The sequence below is a fragment of the Blautia sp. An81 genome (assembly GCF_002161285.1).
GTDB classification, from domain to species: domain Bacteria; phylum Bacillota; class Clostridia; order Lachnospirales; family Lachnospiraceae; genus Blautia; species Blautia ornithocaccae.
Map to the genome: position 1 here is coordinate 109,630 of NZ_NFHH01000007.1, position 19,133 is coordinate 128,762.

At 44.9% G+C, this 19,133-nt stretch carries 11 protein-coding genes; all 11 read right to left on the reverse strand.

The genetic code is table 11. From position 1 onward, the window contains the following. Window positions 1-92: 92 nt before the first annotated feature. The 11 genes from fusA to rpoB all read right to left on the reverse strand — a co-directional run bounded on the left by fusA (window position 93) and on the right by rpoB (window position 19,103). The gene (fusA, locus tag B5G33_RS08290; protein WP_087274890.1) at window positions 93-2,213 is read right to left on the reverse strand and encodes an elongation factor G; all 2,121 of its coding nucleotides are present in this window, start codon (window positions 2,211-2,213) and stop codon (window positions 93-95) included. A 15-nt stretch (window positions 2,214-2,228) separates the two neighbouring features. Next, the gene (gene rpsG, locus B5G33_RS08295; protein ID WP_206423809.1) at window positions 2,229-2,699 is read right to left on the reverse strand and encodes a 30S ribosomal protein S7; all 471 of its coding nucleotides are present in this window, start codon (window positions 2,697-2,699) and stop codon (window positions 2,229-2,231) included. A gap of 210 nt (window positions 2,700-2,909) precedes the next feature. After that, window positions 2,910-3,323 (reverse strand): 30S ribosomal protein S12, encoded by a 414-nt coding sequence (rpsL, locus tag B5G33_RS08300; protein ID WP_087274888.1) that lies wholly within the window; start codon window positions 3,321-3,323, stop codon window positions 2,910-2,912. A 288-nt stretch (window positions 3,324-3,611) separates the two neighbouring features. Continuing rightward, entirely contained in the window at window positions 3,612-4,451 is an 840-nt protein-coding gene (locus B5G33_RS08305) for a carbohydrate ABC transporter permease (RefSeq protein WP_087417296.1), read from the reverse strand. Next, the gene (locus B5G33_RS08310; RefSeq protein WP_087417297.1) at window positions 4,452-5,294 is read right to left on the reverse strand and encodes a carbohydrate ABC transporter permease; all 843 of its coding nucleotides are present in this window, start codon (window positions 5,292-5,294) and stop codon (window positions 4,452-4,454) included. Between the two features lie 73 nt (window positions 5,295-5,367). Continuing rightward, window positions 5,368-6,672: an ABC transporter substrate-binding protein gene (locus tag B5G33_RS08315; protein ID WP_087417298.1), complete on the reverse strand. Its 1,305-nt coding sequence runs from the start codon at window positions 6,670-6,672 to the stop codon at window positions 5,368-5,370. 118 nt (window positions 6,673-6,790) lie between these two features. Beyond that, window positions 6,791-8,068 (reverse strand): ABC transporter substrate-binding protein, encoded by a 1,278-nt coding sequence (locus B5G33_RS08320; protein WP_242974598.1) that lies wholly within the window; start codon window positions 8,066-8,068, stop codon window positions 6,791-6,793. After that, window positions 8,058-9,836 carry a sensor histidine kinase gene (locus B5G33_RS08325; protein ID WP_087417300.1) on the reverse strand — a complete coding sequence of 593 codons (1,779 nt, stop codon included), beginning with the start codon at window positions 9,834-9,836 and terminating at the stop codon, window positions 8,058-8,060. Before B5G33_RS08325 ends, B5G33_RS08320 begins: the two co-directional genes overlap by 11 nt. Continuing rightward, on the reverse strand, window positions 9,833-11,425 hold the full coding sequence (locus B5G33_RS08330; protein ID WP_087417301.1) for a response regulator: 1,593 nt from the start codon (window positions 11,423-11,425) through the stop codon (window positions 9,833-9,835). The genes B5G33_RS08325 and B5G33_RS08330 overlap by 4 nt, the downstream gene beginning before the upstream one ends. A 104-nt stretch (window positions 11,426-11,529) precedes the next feature. Further along, entirely contained in the window at window positions 11,530-15,234 is a 3,705-nt protein-coding gene (gene rpoC, locus B5G33_RS08335; protein WP_087417302.1) for a DNA-directed RNA polymerase subunit beta', read from the reverse strand. Between the two features lie 17 nt (window positions 15,235-15,251). Further along, a complete protein-coding gene (gene rpoB / locus B5G33_RS08340; RefSeq protein WP_087274885.1) occupies window positions 15,252-19,103 on the reverse strand; it encodes a DNA-directed RNA polymerase subunit beta in 3,852 nt (1,283 codons plus the stop codon). Window positions 19,104-19,133: the final 30 nt, after the last annotated feature.

The following is a 19,133-nucleotide window of genomic DNA, read 5'->3' on the forward strand; positions in this document are numbered from 1 at the left end:
TTTTAATTTTTGTTGTTGCCTCATAACGAGGCGGTTGATATAGTCAACCTGCTATCCTTGATTATATTGCAAATCAAGGATATTTGCAAGGTTTATTTACCTGATTTTCCTGCCAGAACCTTTTCCTGTACAGACTTGGGAACCTGCTCATATTTCTCAAAGAACATAGAGTAGTTACCACGTCCCTGAGTTCTGGAACGCAGGTCTGTTGCGTATCCGAACATCTCTGCCAGAGGAACGAATCCACGGATCATTTTACCTCCGCCGATATCGTCCATACCTTCGATACGTCCGCGGCGGGAGTTGATATCACCGATAACATCACCCATGTAGTCTTCAGGAGTTGTAACTTCGACTCTCATGATAGGCTCCAGAAGGATCGGAGCTCCTTTTGACATAGCATCTTTGAATGCAAGAGAACCTGCAATGTGGAATGCCATTTCAGAGGAGTCCACTTCATGGTAGGATCCGTCATATACATTTGCATGGATGCCCACTACAGGGAATCCGCCCAGGATACCGGCTCTCATAGCCTCTTCGATACCTTCGCCTACTGCTGGAATGTATTCCTTCGGAATAGCACCACCAACAACAGTAGATTCAAACTTATAAGTTTCCTCACCGTTTGCATCCATAGGCTCGAATTTAACTTTACAGTGACCGTACTGTCCACGACCACCAGACTGTTTTGCATATTTGCTGTCAACATCAACTGGTTTTGTGATTGTCTCTTTGTAAGCAACCTGAGGAGCACCTACGTTAGCTTCTACTTTGAACTCACGAAGAAGACGGTCAACGATGATCTCCAGGTGAAGCTCACCCATACCGGCGATAATCGTCTGTCCAGTTTCCTGATCTGTATGAGCACGGAAAGTTGGGTCTTCCTCTGCAAGTTTTGCAAGAGCTTCGCCCAGTTTGCCCTGACCTGCTTTTGTCTTAGGCTCAATAGCCAGCTCGATAACAGGATCCGGGAATTCCATGGACTCCAGGATTACAGGATGCTGCTCATCACAGAGTGTATCACCTGTAGTTGTGAACTTGAAGCCGATAGCGGCTGCAATATCACCGGAATATACTTTATCCAGCTCCTGACGCTTGTTGGCATGCATCTGCAGGATACGTCCAACACGCTCTTTTTTGCCTTTTGTAGCGTTCAGTACATAAGAACCGGAGTTCATAGTACCTGAATAAACTCTGAAGTATGCCAGCTTACCAACGAATGGGTCTGTCATGATCTTGAATGCCAGAGCTGCGAAAGGCTCTTCATCAGAAGCATGTTTCTCGATTTCATTTCCTTCAAGGTCTGTACCTTTGATAGCAGGAATATCTGTAGGTGCAGGCATGTACTCCAGGATCGCATCCAGAAGTTTCTGTACACCTTTGTTTCTGTAAGCAGATCCGCAGCATACAGGAACAGCTGCACACTCGCAGGTAGCCTTTCTCAGAACTTTTTTCAGTTCCTCAATGCTTGGCTCTTCACCTTCCAGATATGCCATCATCAGGTCGTCGTCCAGCTCACAGATTTTTTCTACTAATTCTGTGTGGTACAGCTCAGCCTCTTCCTGCATATCTTCAGGGATATCGGTAACAGAAATATCGTCACCTTTCTCATCATTGTAGATGTAAGCCTGCATTTCAAACAGGTCGATGATTCCTTTGAATTCATCTTCCTTACCGATTGGAAGCTGAACGCAGATCGCATTCTTTCCCAAACGGGTTTTGATCTGGTCTACAGCATTGTAGAAGTTTGCACCTAAAATGTCCATCTTATTGATGAAAGCCATACGTGGTACATTGTAAGTGTCAGCCTGACGCCATACGTTTTCTGACTGGGGTTCTACACCGCCCTTAGCACAGAATACACCAACAGCGCCGTCCAGAACACGCAGAGAACGCTCAACCTCTACAGTAAAGTCTACGTGTCCAGGTGTATCAATGATATTGATACGATGCTCTAAAGCACCGGCCTTTGGTTTTGTCTTCTCTTCCAGTGTCCAGTGACATGTTGTGGCAGCGGAAGTAATTGTGATACCTCTTTCCTGCTCCTGCTCCATCCAGTCCATGGTAGCAGTACCTTCATGAGTATCACCAATCTTATAGTTTACACCGGTATAGTATAAGATACGCTCTGTCAGAGTTGTCTTACCGGCATCGATGTGTGCCATAATACCAATGTTTCTGGTTCTCTCTAATGGATATTCTCTTCCAGCCAATTGGATTTCCTCCTCTTAGAAACGATAGTGAGCAAATGCTTTATTTGCTTCAGCCATCTTATGCATGTCTTCTTTTCTCTTAACAGCTGCGCCGGTATTGTTCATAGCGTCCAGCAGCTCATTAGCCAGTCTTTCTTCCATGGTTTTCTCGCCTCTTTTGCGGGAGAACATGGTCAGCCAGCGAAGAGCCAGAGCCTGACGTCTGTCCGGTCTTACTTCGATAGGCACCTGATAGGTAGCACCACCGATACGTCTAGCTTTTACCTCTAATACAGGCATGATGTTGTTCATTGCCTCTTCAAATACTTCGATAGCTGGTTTTCCAGCTTTTTCTTCCACTCTGGCGAATGCTCCGTATACGATCTTCTGAGCTACACCTTTCTTACCGTCCAGCATAATGCTGTTGATAAGTTTTGTAACTACCTTGCTGTTGTACATTGGATCAGCCAGAACGTCTCTTTTCTGAATATGTCCTTTACGTGGCACGTTACTTCCCTCCTTAATCATTTTCGATTAAATCATAGGTACTCACACAAACTATTCTGCATGTTCGCACTCGGTATCTTCTCTATATAAACCCGCAGCCACTTATGGGCTTATGGAATCCCGGTACAATTTAATAGTTCTCTGTGACTTCTATGAATTCATCATAACAGCCTTGGCTGTTATTCTGGATTTATAAATTTAGTCGCTTAATTATTTTTTCGGTCTCTTAGCGCCGTATTTAGAACGGGCCTGACGTCTGTTAGCAACGCCTGCGGTATCTAATGTACCACGGATGATGTGGTATCTGGTACCTGGTAAGTCTTTTACCCTACCGCCACGGATCAGAACAACGCTGTGCTCCTGTAAGTTGTGACCTTCTCCTGGAATGTAGCTTGTTACTTCGATTCCATTTGAAAGACGAACTCTGGCGATCTTTCTAAGAGCTGAGTTAGGCTTCTTAGGTGTAGCAGTCTTAACAGCAGTACATACACCTCTCTTCTGTGGAGAAGACATATCGGAAGTTTTTTTCCGTAAAGAGTTGTAGCTCTTCTGAAGTGCAGGTGCTGTAGACTTCTTGGTTGTAGTCTGGCGTCCTTTTCTTACTAACTGATTAAATGTTGGCATTCCTTTTCACCTCCTGTAGAATTTGCGGGTCCTTCTATAATATATATAGAAGGAATAGTGGCTGCCAGTTATTCATCCTCATGAATAAACTTTTTCGCACACAAAAAAAACTTGCGTATTTTTGCACGCTCTCTCATTATATCCACCAGTATTTTTCCTGTCAAGGATTTTTTTTAAATTTCTCAAGTTTTGCCCCTAGAAATCCCCGAAACGCGCAAAAAAGCTATGGGCCCTTTTCAGTACCCACAGCTTTTCTTCTATTTTTAAAATTCTTCCCGGCTTTCTGTCTCAGCCTTTCACTGCTCCTGCTGCCACGCCTTTAATGATATGTTTCTGGCAGGACAGATAGAAGATGATCACGGGAATGACCGCCAGGATCAGAGCAGCCATGATAGCGCCCATGTCTACTCTTCCATAGCTTCCCTTCATATACTGGATTGCAATAGAAATTGTCTTATACTTATTCAGGTCCAGTACCAGATAAGGAAGGAGGAAATCGTTCCAGATCCACATGGTTTCCAAAATTCCTACAGAAATATAAGTCGGTTTCATAATAGGAAGAACCACGCTGAAAAAAGTCCTGAGAGGAGAGCAGCCGTCGATCATTGCCGCCTCTTCTATTTCCAGAGGTATGGATTTTACAAATCCGCAGAACATAAATACTGCAAGCCCCGCTCCAAAGCCCAGATAAATTATGATAATGCCCCAGGGTGTGCGCAGGCCTGTACGGTCTGCCACCAGAGCCAGGGTAAACATTACCATCTGGAAAGGCACCACCATGGAAAATACGCACAGTAGATACAGCGTCTTTGTAAATTTCGTATTAATCCTGGTAATATACCAAGCACACATAGAAGTGCAGATTAAAATCACAAACACAGAACCTACTGTAATAAATACGGTCCAGCCTACTGCGTCCAGAAGCTCATATTTGTCAATGGCCGTTATATAGTTTTCAATTCCCGCCATGGTCTTATCTGTTGGAAGCTGGAAGGGCATTTTGTTAATATATACCTTTTTCTTAAAGGAGTTCATCAGCACAATAAGTATAGGCATGATATATATGATCCCCAGCACAGTAAAGATTCCTGTTCCTATCCAGCTGAGCACATTGTTTTTCTTTTTCATTTACTGCTGCACCTCCTTGGATCTTGTGGCGCGAAGCTGCACCAGTCCTATGGCAACCACCAGAATAAAGAACAGAACTGCTTTTGCCTGTCCTACGCCTTCCCATCCAGTTCTTCCATAGAAAGTATTGAAGATATTAAGGGCCATCATTTCTGACATTTTGGCCGGTTCTCCTGCTGTCAGAGACAGGTTCTGGTCAAAGAGTTTAAATCCGTTGGTAATAGATAAAAACATACATATGGTAATAGAAGGCATCATCATGGGAATCGTAACTTTCCAGAGCTTCTGCCATCTTCCTGCTCCGTCGATTTCTGCGGCTTCCAGCACATCTCCCGGTATGGACTGAAGACCTGCAATGTAAATGATCATCATATATCCGATCTGCTGCCAGCTCACTAAAATGATCAGCCCCCAGAAGCCATACCATTCATTTAATCCCAAGGCTGTGTTAAAGTTAGATAAGATACCGTTAAAGATAAGCTGCCATATATATCCCAGCACGATTCCGCCAATAAGGTTTGGCATGAAAAAGATGGTACGGAATATATTGGTTCCCCGCATTTCCCTTGTAAGGGCCATGGCAAGGGCAAAGGCGATCACATTGATGACCACCAGGGAAACCACTGCAAACAGTGCAGTGTACCAGAAAGAGTGGCGGAATACCGTATCTTTCAAAGCTTCCACATAATTGGAAATTCCCACAAATTTTGCATCTGTAACCGTTGTAAATTCACAAAATGACAGACCTACTCCCATTACAAAAGGAACGATAAATCCCAGGATAAAAGCAAGAAAAGTAGGCAGCACAAAAATCGGCATATAACGTTTTATGGATTTTTCCATAGCTTTCTCCTCCTTATAAAAGCGGCAGGAGCATCCCTTCTGTCCCGCCGCTTTGTATTACTGGCTTCTTGTTTTATTTTGCCGCTGCCGCTTCTGTAGCCCATCCGTCTACAAATGCTGTCACAACTTTCTCCCAGTTTTCATCTGTCTGATCTGCTGCATAAGCAGTAAGAGCAGAGCCTACGCCGTTCTTCCACTCTTCAGAAGGCATTGTGGAGAAGTTCCATGAAACAGGTGTTTTTCCTTCTTCCAGATATTTGTTTGCCTCATTTACAAGTGTGTTTTCAGATTCCAGATTAGATTTGAAAGGAATTACAAATCCCATATCTTTGCACATTGCCTCTACGCCTTCGTCAGAAGTCACGCACCAGTTCATGAAGTCTAAAGTTGCCTGAATATCTTCTTCAGAAGCTTTGGCATTTACACACCAGTAATTTTCTGTACCAGTACATACGCCCTGATTTTCTTCTCCTTCAACACCGATGTAGATAGGAAGGATTCCCAGGTTTTCATCTCCGATGTCTGCAATGTTGTTGTATTCCCATGTACCGTTCTGATAGAATACTGCTTCTTCTGTTACGAATTCTGCTGTGGCATCGTCAGCCGTTTTTGTTGAAATTTCTGTAGGTTCACATGTTGCATTATTTATATACAGATCCCAGATCTGACGGTAGTTATCCAGGTATGTACCTTTGATGGCGTCTGTGTTGTCAATTCCTTCATCTTTATATTCATAATAGATTGGAAGGTTTGCCAGATGTGTCTTAAATCTCCAGTCAGAGGAACCGTCCATTCCCGCTGATGTAAAAGCGGAAAATCCCAGCTCGTCTTTCCGGGCAGTGATGTCTTCCACTACTTTTTTAAGGCTGTCAAAGTTTGTGATATCATCTGCTGTATAGCCGGCTTTTTCCAGCAACGCTTTGTTATAGATAATACCGTAGTTTTCAATTACGTAGGCGATACCCGCCATCTTATCCCCGTCCATAAGGGCAAAACTGTCATCTGTAAGTTCTCCTGCAATAGCAGAGTCTTTTAAGTCATAGCAGTAATCTTTCCAGCTTGCCAGTCCTACAGGACCATTTACCTGAAACAGAGTGGGGGCATTTGTCTTAGCCATTTCTGATTTCAGAGTTTTCTCATACTCTCCCGATGCTGCTGTAAGAACTGTTACCGGAACTCCTGTCTCTTCTGTATAAGTCTCTGCCAGCTCCTGCCAGTATTCATCTGCTTCCGGCTTAAAGTTCAGGTAATAAACCTCTCCTTTTGCACTGTCTGAAGACTCTCCTTCAGAAGAACCTGAGCTCTGGCTGCATCCTGTAAGGGCTCCTGCAGCCATGATTCCTGCAAGTAACACCGCTAAAACTTTACGCTTTTTCATAATCGTTTCCTCACCTTTCTTTTTATGAACTGTCTTGTTCTTTTTGATGAGTATATCTTATCAGAAAAAGCTCAGACCCCTGTATCAATTAAAAAACCTGAAATACAAAAAATTAAACCTATCTCTCCTCTTCAAATTCCCGGATACTCTCATCTTCCATCTGGGTAAACTCTTCCGGGCTGATATCTCCCTGGACCAGTTTCGGAAGAGCCTCCCCCAGGGTTTCTTCCTGTAGGACAGAATTCCACTTTACCTGGTAGTTTGGCACAAGCTGAGGCTCCCCCTTATAGGCCTCCACATAATCTTTCACGATCTGATTCTCATAGGAAGTCTGTTCTTCCAGAAATTTTTCTTTTTCTTCCTTATTCAGCATGGTCCTGAATTTCAGAAACTCTATGGCGCCCTCTTTCACCTCCTGGCTGTAGCTGGACACTACCGCCCATCCAAAGGTCTCCGGAGATCCCACAAGTTTATTGCCGGGGAAGGGAGAAAATCGGATCTTATCCACCATGTCTTCCGGTATCTGGTCGATCATCCAATATCCGTTAGGGATCATAGCTGTTTCTTCTGATATAAAATTGCGGTAGGAAACGTCAAAGTCTGTATGAAGGGCGTCTTCTGTGGTATAAGAAAAAAGCTTCTGCAATGTCTCTGCCAGATGCAGGCCGGAGGCATTCTGATAGCTGTCAGGATACAGCTTCTTCATAAAATCTGCTCCCTCCTGGGAGTCCGCCAGCTCTGCTGTTGCCAGGAGCATAGGCGCCCATGCGGTGCCTTCCGTATGAAGGGCCAGAGGCGTGATGCCGCAGTCCTCCAGTCTGTCGCAGCAGTCCCAGAATTCCTCCCAGGTTTCAGGGAATTCCTCTATGCCTGCTTTCTGGAACAGTTCCTGGTTCCAGAACACTCCGCTGCATGCAAACATGGCCGTGCTTATAGGAGCCAGATAAATGCTTCCGTCTTCTTCACTGCAGGCATCCAGAACAGAGGGCTCTATCATGTTTTTCCACTCTTCATCACCTTCAATATAAGGTCTCAGGTCTTCAATCCGTCCCTCTTCTATCATCATCTGATAGAAAGATGGAAGCATCCTCAAGTCAGTGATCACCGCCGGAAGCTGGTCTGTTACATTCAGCCGTTTCAGGTTCTTCCGATATTCCTCTTCTGTCTCCATGATCCATTCCACTTCCACATGATAAGTCCCTTCATAGGCCTGGTTGAATTTTTCTACAACTTCTTCCTCGTTCCTGTTCCCGGTGCTGGGGTCTACTGTCAGGATCATGGGAATGGAAACTTCCTGGGTTTCTGCCTCTTCCAGCTCTGTCTGCTCCTTCTGGCAGCCTCCCAGTCCCAGGACCAGCACTGCTGATAATATCAGGCATAATTTTTTACTGTTCATAATTTTCCTTTCCATCTACAGGCAGTTTTATCACACATCTGGTTCCCTCTTCCAGAACCTCATAGCCAAATTCTACCTGGTCTCCGTATTTCAGTCTCAGTCTGGTAGCAATATTGATCACTCCATAACCTTTCTGTTTATCCGGAAATGCTTTCTTCATCTCTGGTACCGGCACCTTGCCCAGATCATTGATTTTTTCTGCGATTTCCTTATCCATAGGTTTTCCATTGTTATATACAGAAAAGGTGAGTCTGCCGGAAAGTTCTCTCACGTCAATTCTGATAAGTCCTCCTTCAAAAATATCGCAGAATCCATATTTTATGGCGTTTTCTGCAAGAGGCTGGAGTATCAGTTTCAGGGTCCACCTATTTTCCACCTCTGGCTGGCAGGATATTTCATAGGAAAACAAATCTTCATTTCTGATTTTCTGTATTTCCAGATAATTCTTCACATTATCCAGTTCATCTTCTACAGTGACCATATCGCCGCCTTTGCTCAGTGACAGTCTCAGGTAGCCGGACAGGGCCTGGATCATTTTCATGGTTGTTTTTTCCCCATTGATCCTGGCAAGCATATAGATAGTATCCAATGTGTTGTAAAGGAAATGCGGTTTAATCTGACTGATCAGCATATTCATTTCGCTTACGCGCAGCTCTTTTTCCTGTTTCTTGATCTCTGTCAGAAGTCTTTCTATATTTCCCAGCATTTTATTATAGGATTCCCCAATCTGATCCAGTTCTGTATCTGTATGGAGGGATATTGTATGACTGAAATCTTTTCCGTCAAAAGAGGTCATTTCTCTGCTGATCATCTGAATGGGTTTTGTAAATATCCTGGAAAAATATAGGCTGACAGCCACCGCTATGAGGGTTACAATAGCATAAATCCCCGCCAGGACCAGGAAAATCTGATTCAATCCCCTGTCTAGGATCTTATTGGGAACCAAAGTGAAGATGACCATACCGCTTTCCTGCTGTCGGTATGCCTGAAGGATACCTCCCTCTCCCTTATATCTGGTCAGGATTACGCCGCTGTCCTCCCTTTTTGTCAGGCTGAGGATTTTCTCCTTATCCCTCTCCTCCAATTGAAAATTCTCAGGATAGTTTTCCATAAAAAAGTTTCCGTTTTTATCAATGATTCCGATGGCCACATCTTCTTCTGTACCGGATTGGGTCTCTATGACCCTTTCCAGGAACTGGTCATTCATCTTAAAAAAAATCATTCCCGGTTCATGGGAATACTCCATGTTCCTTACATATCTCCCTATAAACAGCGCTTCTTCTCCTGTGCCGAAGAGAGTGTCCCTGGCCAGAAACCATTTTGTTTCTGCGTAAGTTCCTGCCAGTGCGTCTTCCAGGCCGCTTTCCCGAAAATCTTCATAAGATATCTTTGAATAAGATTTTGTGTACACATTTTTCTTGTTATCTACATAACAATACTCCTCTATGTCCTCCAGTTCCAGATAAGCAAAATATTTGCTCAGGGCATTCTTTTCCACTTCTTCCAGCTCTCTGGATTTTAAACTCTCCTGAACGGCGTCATCCAGGATGCACTCTGCTGTGGTCTCATCGGATCTGTTATAGAGATAGTCCAAAGCCATCCCCATTTTTTCATTCATGAACTCATAATTATCCACAATGACTTCCGTCATGTTTCTCCGCATGAACAGCCAGACGCCTGCAGAAGACAAAAGGATGGTCAGAGCCAGGAGCAGAAGAGTATAAGTCAGATATTTTTTTTGGATATTGGAAATCTTTCCTTTTCTCATAGCTCATATTCCTTTTTATATTCGCTGGGCAGTTTGCCTGTGTATTCCTTAAACAGATGGGAAAAATACGAAGGATTTCCGATTCCCACCCTCTCGCAGATTTCCCCGATGCTGATGTCTTCTTTTTCCAGAAGCTCCCTGGCTTTTTCCATTCTTTTTTTCATCAGATATTTCTTAAAAGTCATATGAAAAGTATTTTTGAACACCCTTCCAAAGTATACCGGATTCAGGTAAACCTGCTCTGCCACCGACACAATGGACAGTCCTTCATCATTCAGATGTTCATCAATAAAAGCAACAGCTTCCGACATATAATCCTTAAAATATGTCATTTCATTTTTTTCAATCTGTTCTTTTCTCTGCTGGATGACTCTGCCTAAAATTTTATAGCATACATCTACAGCCTTTGCCGCCGTAAGGTTCTGCATATTTCCATAGTAATTCTGAAACTGTTTTTTCAGTTCCTCCGTCATTCCGTAGGAATCTTCCACAGCAAATTCCGCTCTCACCATGACTCTGTGTATGTATCCGCACTGTACCTCTTCTTCTTTTGGGAGTCCATATATAAACTGTACAAAGGCTGCTTTTAACCCTTCCTCGTCATTCCTTCTTACTGCGTTCAGGATCGAAAGTTCTGCATTTTCCGCTGAGATCTTCTCTGTATTCTCGTCCATCTCCTCCGGCAGGGTAAAGGCGCTTGCTCCGGACATGCTGGCCAGTTCAAAAAGTTTTCTGGCTTCTGTATAGCTTCTTTTGATTCCATGTATTCCTTTGTAGGGTTTCGATATAGCGGCAAGAACCGGCTGTTTCTCTCTGTTCTTGATAAGTTCTAAGATCTGCCTCAGTTCTTTTACAGAAGAGTTTTCCCGGGTTTTGATGATAAATACACAGTTTCCGTCTTCATCCTCAAACTTCCAGTAATAAAACTTCTCCCCCATCTTCTCTTCTAAAAGCTGGATCATCCCAAACCGGGCCGCCTCATAGTCCAGAGAATGGGTGATCTTATAGGTCAGATCCAGATCTGCGCACAGGGTTATAAATTTATCTCCATTCTCAGCCTCGCTATCCAGTATGTGAAATACTTCTTCCATCTTTTCTTCCGGGATATTTCCCTGTACAAATTTCTGCACGATCACCTGCAGAAAACTGTGGGAATCCTTGATCATCAGGTTTTCCCAGCTGCTGTACTTCTCTTCATTCCTGATCTGTTCCGTACACTGCTTCCAGGCTTCTTTCATAGTTTCTTTCAGTTTTTCATCATCCACCGGTTTCAAAAGATAGGCAAAAGCCCCCAGATCGCAGGCCTGCTGGGCGTATTCGAAGTCCCGATAGGCGCTGAGCACGATAAACAGGCAGTTTATATCTTCTTTTTCTATTTCTTCCATGACCATAAGGCCTGAAATCTGTTTCATTCTTATATCAGTCAGAACCACATGGGGGCGTTTTTCTCGGATAACCTCTATGGCCTGTTCTCCATTTCTGGCGCTTCCCACTACTTCAAATCCCATTTCTTCCCAGTTATAAGTCTTGATCAGTCCCTGCAGCAAAATAGGTTCATCATCTACAATTACCAGTTTTAATAATCTCATCTTTTTCTTACGCTCCTGCTTAGAAAAAAGGCTGCGCAGAAATTTCTGCAGCAGCCTTTTCTTACATCTTTCACAAAGCAGATCTGATAAAATCTGCTTTGTGTTTATTCTTCTATTAATTCAGCCTCTTCCTCATCTTCGGAAAGCTCTGCTTCCTCTTCCTCCAGAACGCTTTCATCCAGAATCTCCTGATCCTGAACTTCATCTTCCTGGATATCCTCATCCAGCTCCAGTTCTTCTTCCTCTTCTTCCGGAATCAGATCTGTATCCAGACGGACATTGGAATATTTCTTCATACCGGTTCCTGCAGGGATCAGCTTACCAATAAGAACGTTCTCTTTCAGACCGATCAGCGGGTCGATCTTGCCCTTGATGGCAGCTTCTGTCAGAACCTTTGTGGTCTCCTGGAAGGATGCGGCGGACAGGAAGGAGTTTGTTGCCAGGGATGCTTTTGTAATACCAAGCATTACCTGTTTTCCTTCTGCTGGTTCTTTTCCTTCTGCGGCAAGCTCCTGGTTCTTTTCCTCGAAATCCAGTACATCTACCAGTGTTCCTGGCAGGAAGTCTGTGTCTCCATTGTCCTCCACACGGATCTTCTTCAGCATCTGACGAACGATAACCTCGATGTGCTTATCGTTGATCTCAACACCCTGGAGACGGTAAACTCTCTGCACCTCGCGGAGCATGTAGTCCTGTACGGCACGAACGCCTTTGATACGAAGGATATCGTGAGGATTTACAGAACCTTCTGTCAGCTCGTCTCCGGCTTCCAGATAATCTCCGTCCTGAACCTTGATACGGGAACCGTATGGGATCAGATAAGTCTTAGATTCTCCGCTCTCATTGTCTGTCACAATGATCTCACGTTTCTTCTTTGTATCTTTCAGTGTGGCAACACCTTTGATCTCTGTGATGATGGCAAGACCCTTAGGCTTCCTTGCCTCGAAAAGCTCCTCCACACGGGGAAGACCCTGTGTGATATCGCCGCCGGCCACACCGCCGGTATGGAAGGTACGCATGGTAAGCTGTGTGCCTGGCTCACCGATGGACTGAGCCGCAATAATACCGATAGATTCACCTACCTGTACTGGCTCACCAGTTGCCATGTTGGCGCCGTAACATTTTGCGCAGACACCAATCTTGCACTTACAGGTAAGGATTGTACGGATCTTCACTGCATCGTATGGCTTGCCGTCTTCTCTTACACCGTCCTTCACCACACGGGCAGCACGTTTCGGAGTGATCATATGGTTTGCCTTAACGATAACATTTCCATCTTTATCTTTAATAGTCTCGCAGGAGAAACGTCCTGTAATACGCTCCTGAAGGCTTTCGATCTCTTCCTTGCCGTCAGCAAAAGCTTTTACCCACATACCTGGGATTTCGCCTTTATCTTCGCAGCAGTCTACTTCCCGGACGATCATTTCCTGGGAAACGTCTACCAGACGTCTTGTCAGGTAACCGGAGTCAGCAGTACGCAGAGCTGTATCGGAAAGACCTTTACGAGCTCCGTGAGCAGACATGAAGTATTCCAGTACGTCCAGACCTTCACGGAAGTTAGATTTAATTGGCAGCTCGATGGTATGACCGGTTGTATCGGCCATCAGACCACGCATACCTGCCAGCTGTTTGATCTGCTTATCAGATCCACGGGCACCGGAGTCAGCCATCATGTAGATGTTATTATACTTATCCAGTCCATCCAGCAGAGCCCTTGTCAGGGCATCGTCAGTCTTCTTCCAGGTATCTACAACTTCTTTATAACGCTCTTCCTCTGTGATGAGACCACGCTTAAAGTTCTTGGTGATCAGGTCTACAGTATCCTGAGCCTGCTGGATCATCTCCGGCTTCTGAGGCGGCACGGTCATATCAGAAATAGATACAGTCATGGCCGCTCTTGTAGAATATTTATATCCCATAGCTTTAATGTCGTCCAGAACCTCTGCGGTCTTGGTAGCGCCATGGGTATTGATAACTTTTTCCAGGATCTGCTTTAACTGCTTCTTTCCTACCAGGAAATCGATTTCCGGAAGGAGTTCGTTTCCGGGAATGGTTCTGTCTACAAAGCCCAGATCCTGCGGCAGGATTTCGTTAAAGAGCAGACGTCCCAGAGTAGAATGAACATTGCCCTGGATCACAGTTCCGTCAGGCATAGTCTTCTTCTGTCTTACGACAATCTTTGTCTGAAGGGTGATAGCCTGGTTCTCGTAAGCCAGGATTGCCTCGTTTACGCTCTTAAAGGCTTTTCCTTCCCCTTTGCTTCCTGGTCTTTCCTGGGTCAGATAATAGATACCCAGGACCATATCCTGTGAAGGAACGGCTACCGGACCACCATCAGAAGGTTTCAGCAGGTTGTTTGGTGACAGCAGAAGGAAACGGCACTCAGCCTGAGCTTCCACAGACAGAGGAAGATGGACAGCCATCTGGTCACCGTCAAAGTCCGCATTGAACGCTGTACAAACCAGGGGATGAAGCTTAATAGCCTTACCTTCTACCAGAATTGGCTCGAAAGCCTGGATACCCAGCCTGTGAAGGGTAGGAGCACGGTTTAACATAACCGGATGCTCTTTAATAACATCTTCCAGTACGTCCCATACTGCAGGCTCCAGCTTCTCCACCATCTTTTTGGCATTTTTAATATTGTGAGCAGTGCCGTTTGACACCAGTTCTTTCATAACAAAAGGTTTAAACAGCTCAATAGCCATTTCCTTTGGCAGACCGCACTGATAGATCTTCAGTTCCGGTCCTACTACGATAACAGAACGTCCAGAGTAGTCTACACGTTTACCCAGCAGGTTCTGACGGAAACGTCCGGATTTACCTTTCAGCATATCGGAAAGGGATTTCAGGGCTCTGTTTCCAGGACCTGTAACAGGACGTCCACGGCGTCCGTTGTCAATGAGAGCATCTACTGCTTCCTGGAGCATTCTCTTCTCATTGCGGACAATGATATCAGGAGCTCCCAGCTCCAGCAGTCTTTTCAGACGGTTATTTCTGTTGATGATCCTTCTGTACAGATCATTTAAGTCAGATGTCGCAAAACGCCCGCCGTCCAGCTGTACCATTGGACGAAGATCCGGAGGAATTACCGGAACTACAGTCATGATCATCCACTCCGGTCTGTTTCCAGATTCACGGAATGCTTCTACAACTTCCAGACGTTTGATGATGCGGGCTCTCTTCTGACCTGTGGAATCCTTCAGGCCTGCTTTCAGTTCTGCAGACTCTTTCTCCAGGTCAATGGCTTCCAGAAGCTCTTTGACAGCTTCAGCTCCCATGCCCACACGGAAGTTCTCACCATATTTTTCTCTGGCATCCTGATATTCTTTCTCAGTAAGGACCTGTTTGTACTGAAGGTCTGTGGTTCCAGCATCCAGCACAATGTAGCTGGCAAAGTACAGAACCTTTTCCAGTGTTCTTGGTGACAGGTCCAGGATAAGACCCATTCTGGAAGGAATTCCCTTAAAATACCAGATGTGGGAAACCGGCGCTGCCAGTTCAATGTGTCCCATACGTTCCCTGCGGACAGATGATTTGGTAACTTCTACACCACATCTGTCACAGATAACGCCTTTGTAACGGATTTTCTTATATTTGCCGCAGTGACATTCCCAGTCCTTGCTGGGTCCGAAAATCCTTTCGCAGAAAAGTCCGTCCTTTTCCGGCTTTAATGTTCTATAATTAATAGTTTCTGGTTTTTTTACTTCACCGTGAGACCATTCCCGGATTTTTTCCGGAGATGCCAGTCCAATCTTAATGGCATCAAAGGTCAGCGGCTGATATACCTCTTTATTTGCTGTTTCTGGCATTGCGGACTCCTTTCCTATTACTCTTCATCAAGAGTATCATCTAAACCTAAGAATACTTCATCCTCTTCTTCCGGTTCCTCTTCAACATCTACCAGCTCTTCGCCTTCAAACTCCTGTTTGGTAAAGCCATGGCCGGCATAGTCCTCATTATCTCTGCCTCTGGAATCCCCTTCAATGATATGACGCATATCCGTATCGCCATAGTCCACGTTTTCCATGATCTCTACCTCTGTCATATCCTCTCTCAGAACTCTCACATCAAGTCCCAGGGACTGAAGTTCTTTTAAGAGAACCTTAAAGGATTCCGGTACTCCCGGCTCAGGAATATTGTCACCCTTGATAATAGCTTCATAAGTTTTTACACGTCCGATAACATCATCGGATTTTACAGTCAGGATCTCCTGAAGGGTATAAGATGCACCGTATGCTTCCAGAGCCCAAACCTCCATCTCTCCGAAACGCTGGCCGCCGAACTGGGCTTTACCGCCCAGAGGCTGCTGGGTTACCAGTGAGTATGGACCTGTGGAACGTGCATGGATCTTATCATCTACCAGGTGATGGAGTTTCAGGTAATGCATGTGTCCGATGGTTACAGGACTGTCAAAATACTCTCCTGTACGTCCGTCTCTCAGTCTTACCTTTCCGTCTCTGGAAATGGGAACTCCCTTCCAAAGTTCTCTGTGAGCTTTGTTCTCGTCCAGGAACTGCATAACTTCCGGACGCAGAGTATCCTGATATTTTTCACGGAATTCTTCAAAGTCTTCTGTGTTTACATAATCATTTGCCATCTCCAGCGTATCCTGGATATCCACCTCGTTGGCACCATCAAATACCGGAGTAGCAATATTGAATCCCAGGGCTTTTGCCGCAAGACTCAGATGGATTTCCAGCACCTGTCCGATGTTCATACGGGAAGGCACGCCCAGAGGGTTCAGCACGATGTCCAGAGGACGGCCATTTGGCAGGAATGGCATATCTTCTACAGGAAGTACACGGGAAACAACACCCTTGTTTCCGTGACGTCCGGCCATTTTATCTCCTACGGAAATCTTTCTCTTCTGAGCAATATAGATGCGTACTGCCTCATTTACCCCCGGAGAAAGTTCATCTCCGTTTTCTCTTGTAAATACTTTTGCATCTACTACAATACCGTATTCTCCGTGAGGAACTTTCAGAGATGTATCTCTTACCTCTCTGGCCTTCTCACCGAAGATAGCACGGAGCAGACGTTCTTCTGCAGTAAGTTCTGTCTCTCCCTTAGGAGTAACTTTACCTACCAGGATATCTCCCGCCCGTACTTCTGCGCCGATACGGATGATACCTCTCTCATCAAGGTCTTTCAGGGCGTCGTCACCTACGCCGGGAACGTCTCTTGTGATCTCTTCCGGTCCCAGCTTGGTGTCTCTGGCCTCTGCCTCATATTCTTCTATATGAACAGATGTGTATACATCATCCATAACCAGTCTCTCGCTTAAGAGAACCGCATCCTCGTAGTTATAACCTTCCCAGGTCATAAATCCGATCAGAGGGTTCTTTCCAAGAGCCAGCTCTCCTTTGGAAGTAGAAGGTCCGTCAGCGATAACATCGCCGGCCTCTACATGCTCTCCCTTGGACACGATAGGTCTCTGATTGTAGCAGTTGCTCTGGTTGCTTCGCATGAATTTTGTCAGATGATATACATCTCTTGTTCCATCGTCATTTTTGATAATAATCTCTTTGGATGCTGCACATTCTACTGTACCGGATTTCTTTGCAACCACGCAAACGCCGGAGTCCACGGCAGCTTTCGCTTCCATACCGGTACCTACAACAGGAGCTTCGGTAGTCAGAAGAGGCACTGCCTGACGCTGCATGTTGGAACCCATAAGGGCGCGGTTAGCATCGTCGTTCTGCAGGAACGGGATCAAAGCTGTAGCCACAGAGAATACCATCTTAGGAGATACGTCCATGTAATCAAACATCTGACGTTCATATTCCTGAGTCTCTTCTCTGTAACGTCCGGATACATTTTTACGGATAAAATGTCCTTCTTCATCCAGAGGCTCATTAGCCTGAGCCACATGGTAATTATCTTCTTCATCAGCAGTCATATAAACAACTTCATCTGTTACCCTTGGATTTTTAGGATCAGACTTGTCGATTTTTCTATATGGCGCTTCTACAAATCCATATTCGTTGATCCTTGCATAAGATGCAAGGGAGTTGATCAGACCGATGTTTGGTCCCTCAGGAGTCTCGATAGGACACATTCTTCCGTAATGGGAATAGTGAACGTCTCGAACCTCGAATCCGGCACGGTCACGGGACAGACCTCCTGGGCCCAGCGCAGACAGACGTCTCTTGTGTGTCAGCTCGCCCAGCGGGTTATTCTGGTCCATGAACTGTGACAGCTGAGAAGAACCGAAAAATTCTTTCACAGCCGCAGTCACCGGTTTGATATTGATCAGTGACTGAGGAGAAATCCCCTCAATATCCTGAGTAGTCATTCTCTCACGAACGACTCTTTCCAGTCTGGAAAGACCGATCCTGTACTGATTCTGAAGCAGTTCTCCAACAGAGCGGATACGACGGTTGCCCAGATGGTCGATATCGTCATCTGTACCCAGACCATATTCCAGATGCATATTATAGTTAATAGAAGCCAGAATGTCTTCTTTGGTAATGTGCTTTGGAATCAGCTCATGGATTTCCTGATGGATTGCAGCCTTAATATCGTCAATATCCTCATTCTCTTCCAGAATCTTTGCCAGAACAGGATAATATACTAATTCAGTAACATTTAATTCTTTTAATTCTTCTTCGCTCAGGTCCACATAATTTCTTATGTCAACTGCCATACTGGAGAGGACTTTAATGTTACGCTCTTCGCCCTGGATCCACACATAAGGAACCGCTGCATTCTGGATCTGATCTGCCAGCTCTTTTGTCACAACAGTTCCTGCCTCTGCAATAATCTCACCAGTAGTGATATCCACTACTTCTTCAGCAAGCTTATGTCCTGTGATACGATTGCGGAGCAATAACTTTTTATTAAATTTATAACGTCCCACTTTAGCCAGATCATAACGGCGGGGGTCAAAAAACATACTTGTGATCAGGCTTTCAGCACTCTCTACTGCCAATGGCTCACCTGGGCGGATCTTCTTATATAATTCCAGCAGACCTTCCTGATAATTTTCGGAAGTGTCCTTTGTGAAGCTGGCTAATATCTTCGGCTCTTCGCCGAAAAGATCTATAATTTCCGCATTGGTGCCAATTCCCAGTGCACGGATCAAAACAGTAATGGGGACTTTTCTAGTTCTGTCTACACGTACATAGAATACGTCATTGGAGTCGGTTTCGTATTCCAGCCATGCTCCTCTGTTAGGGATTACAGTACAGGAATACAGGGTCTTGCCCAGTTTATCATGTGCAATTGAGTAATAAATACCCGGCGAACGAACTAACTGGCTGACAATTACACGTTCAGCTCCATTAATTACGAATGTGCCGGTTTCTGTCATTAACGGCAGGTCACCCATAAATATTTCATGTGTGGTAATTTCGCCGTTTTCCTTGTTGTGCAGTCTCACCTTTACCTTCAATGGTGCGGCATAGGTGGCATCTCTCTCCTTGCATTCTTCGATGGAATATTTTCTTTCTTCCTCACACAAAGTAAAGCCAATAAACTCTAAGCTTAATTTACCGCTGTAGTCAGCGATAGGAGATATGTCTTCAAAAACTTCATTCAGTCCTTCGTCCAAAAACCACTGATAAGAATCTTTCTGTACCTCGATCAGGTTCGGCATTTCCAGAACTTCCTTCTGGCGCTGGTATGTCATTCTCATACTCTTGCCACTAGTTACGGAACGGATTCTGTTTTTCTCCATTGACGTTTCACCCCTTGTATGTTTTAATTT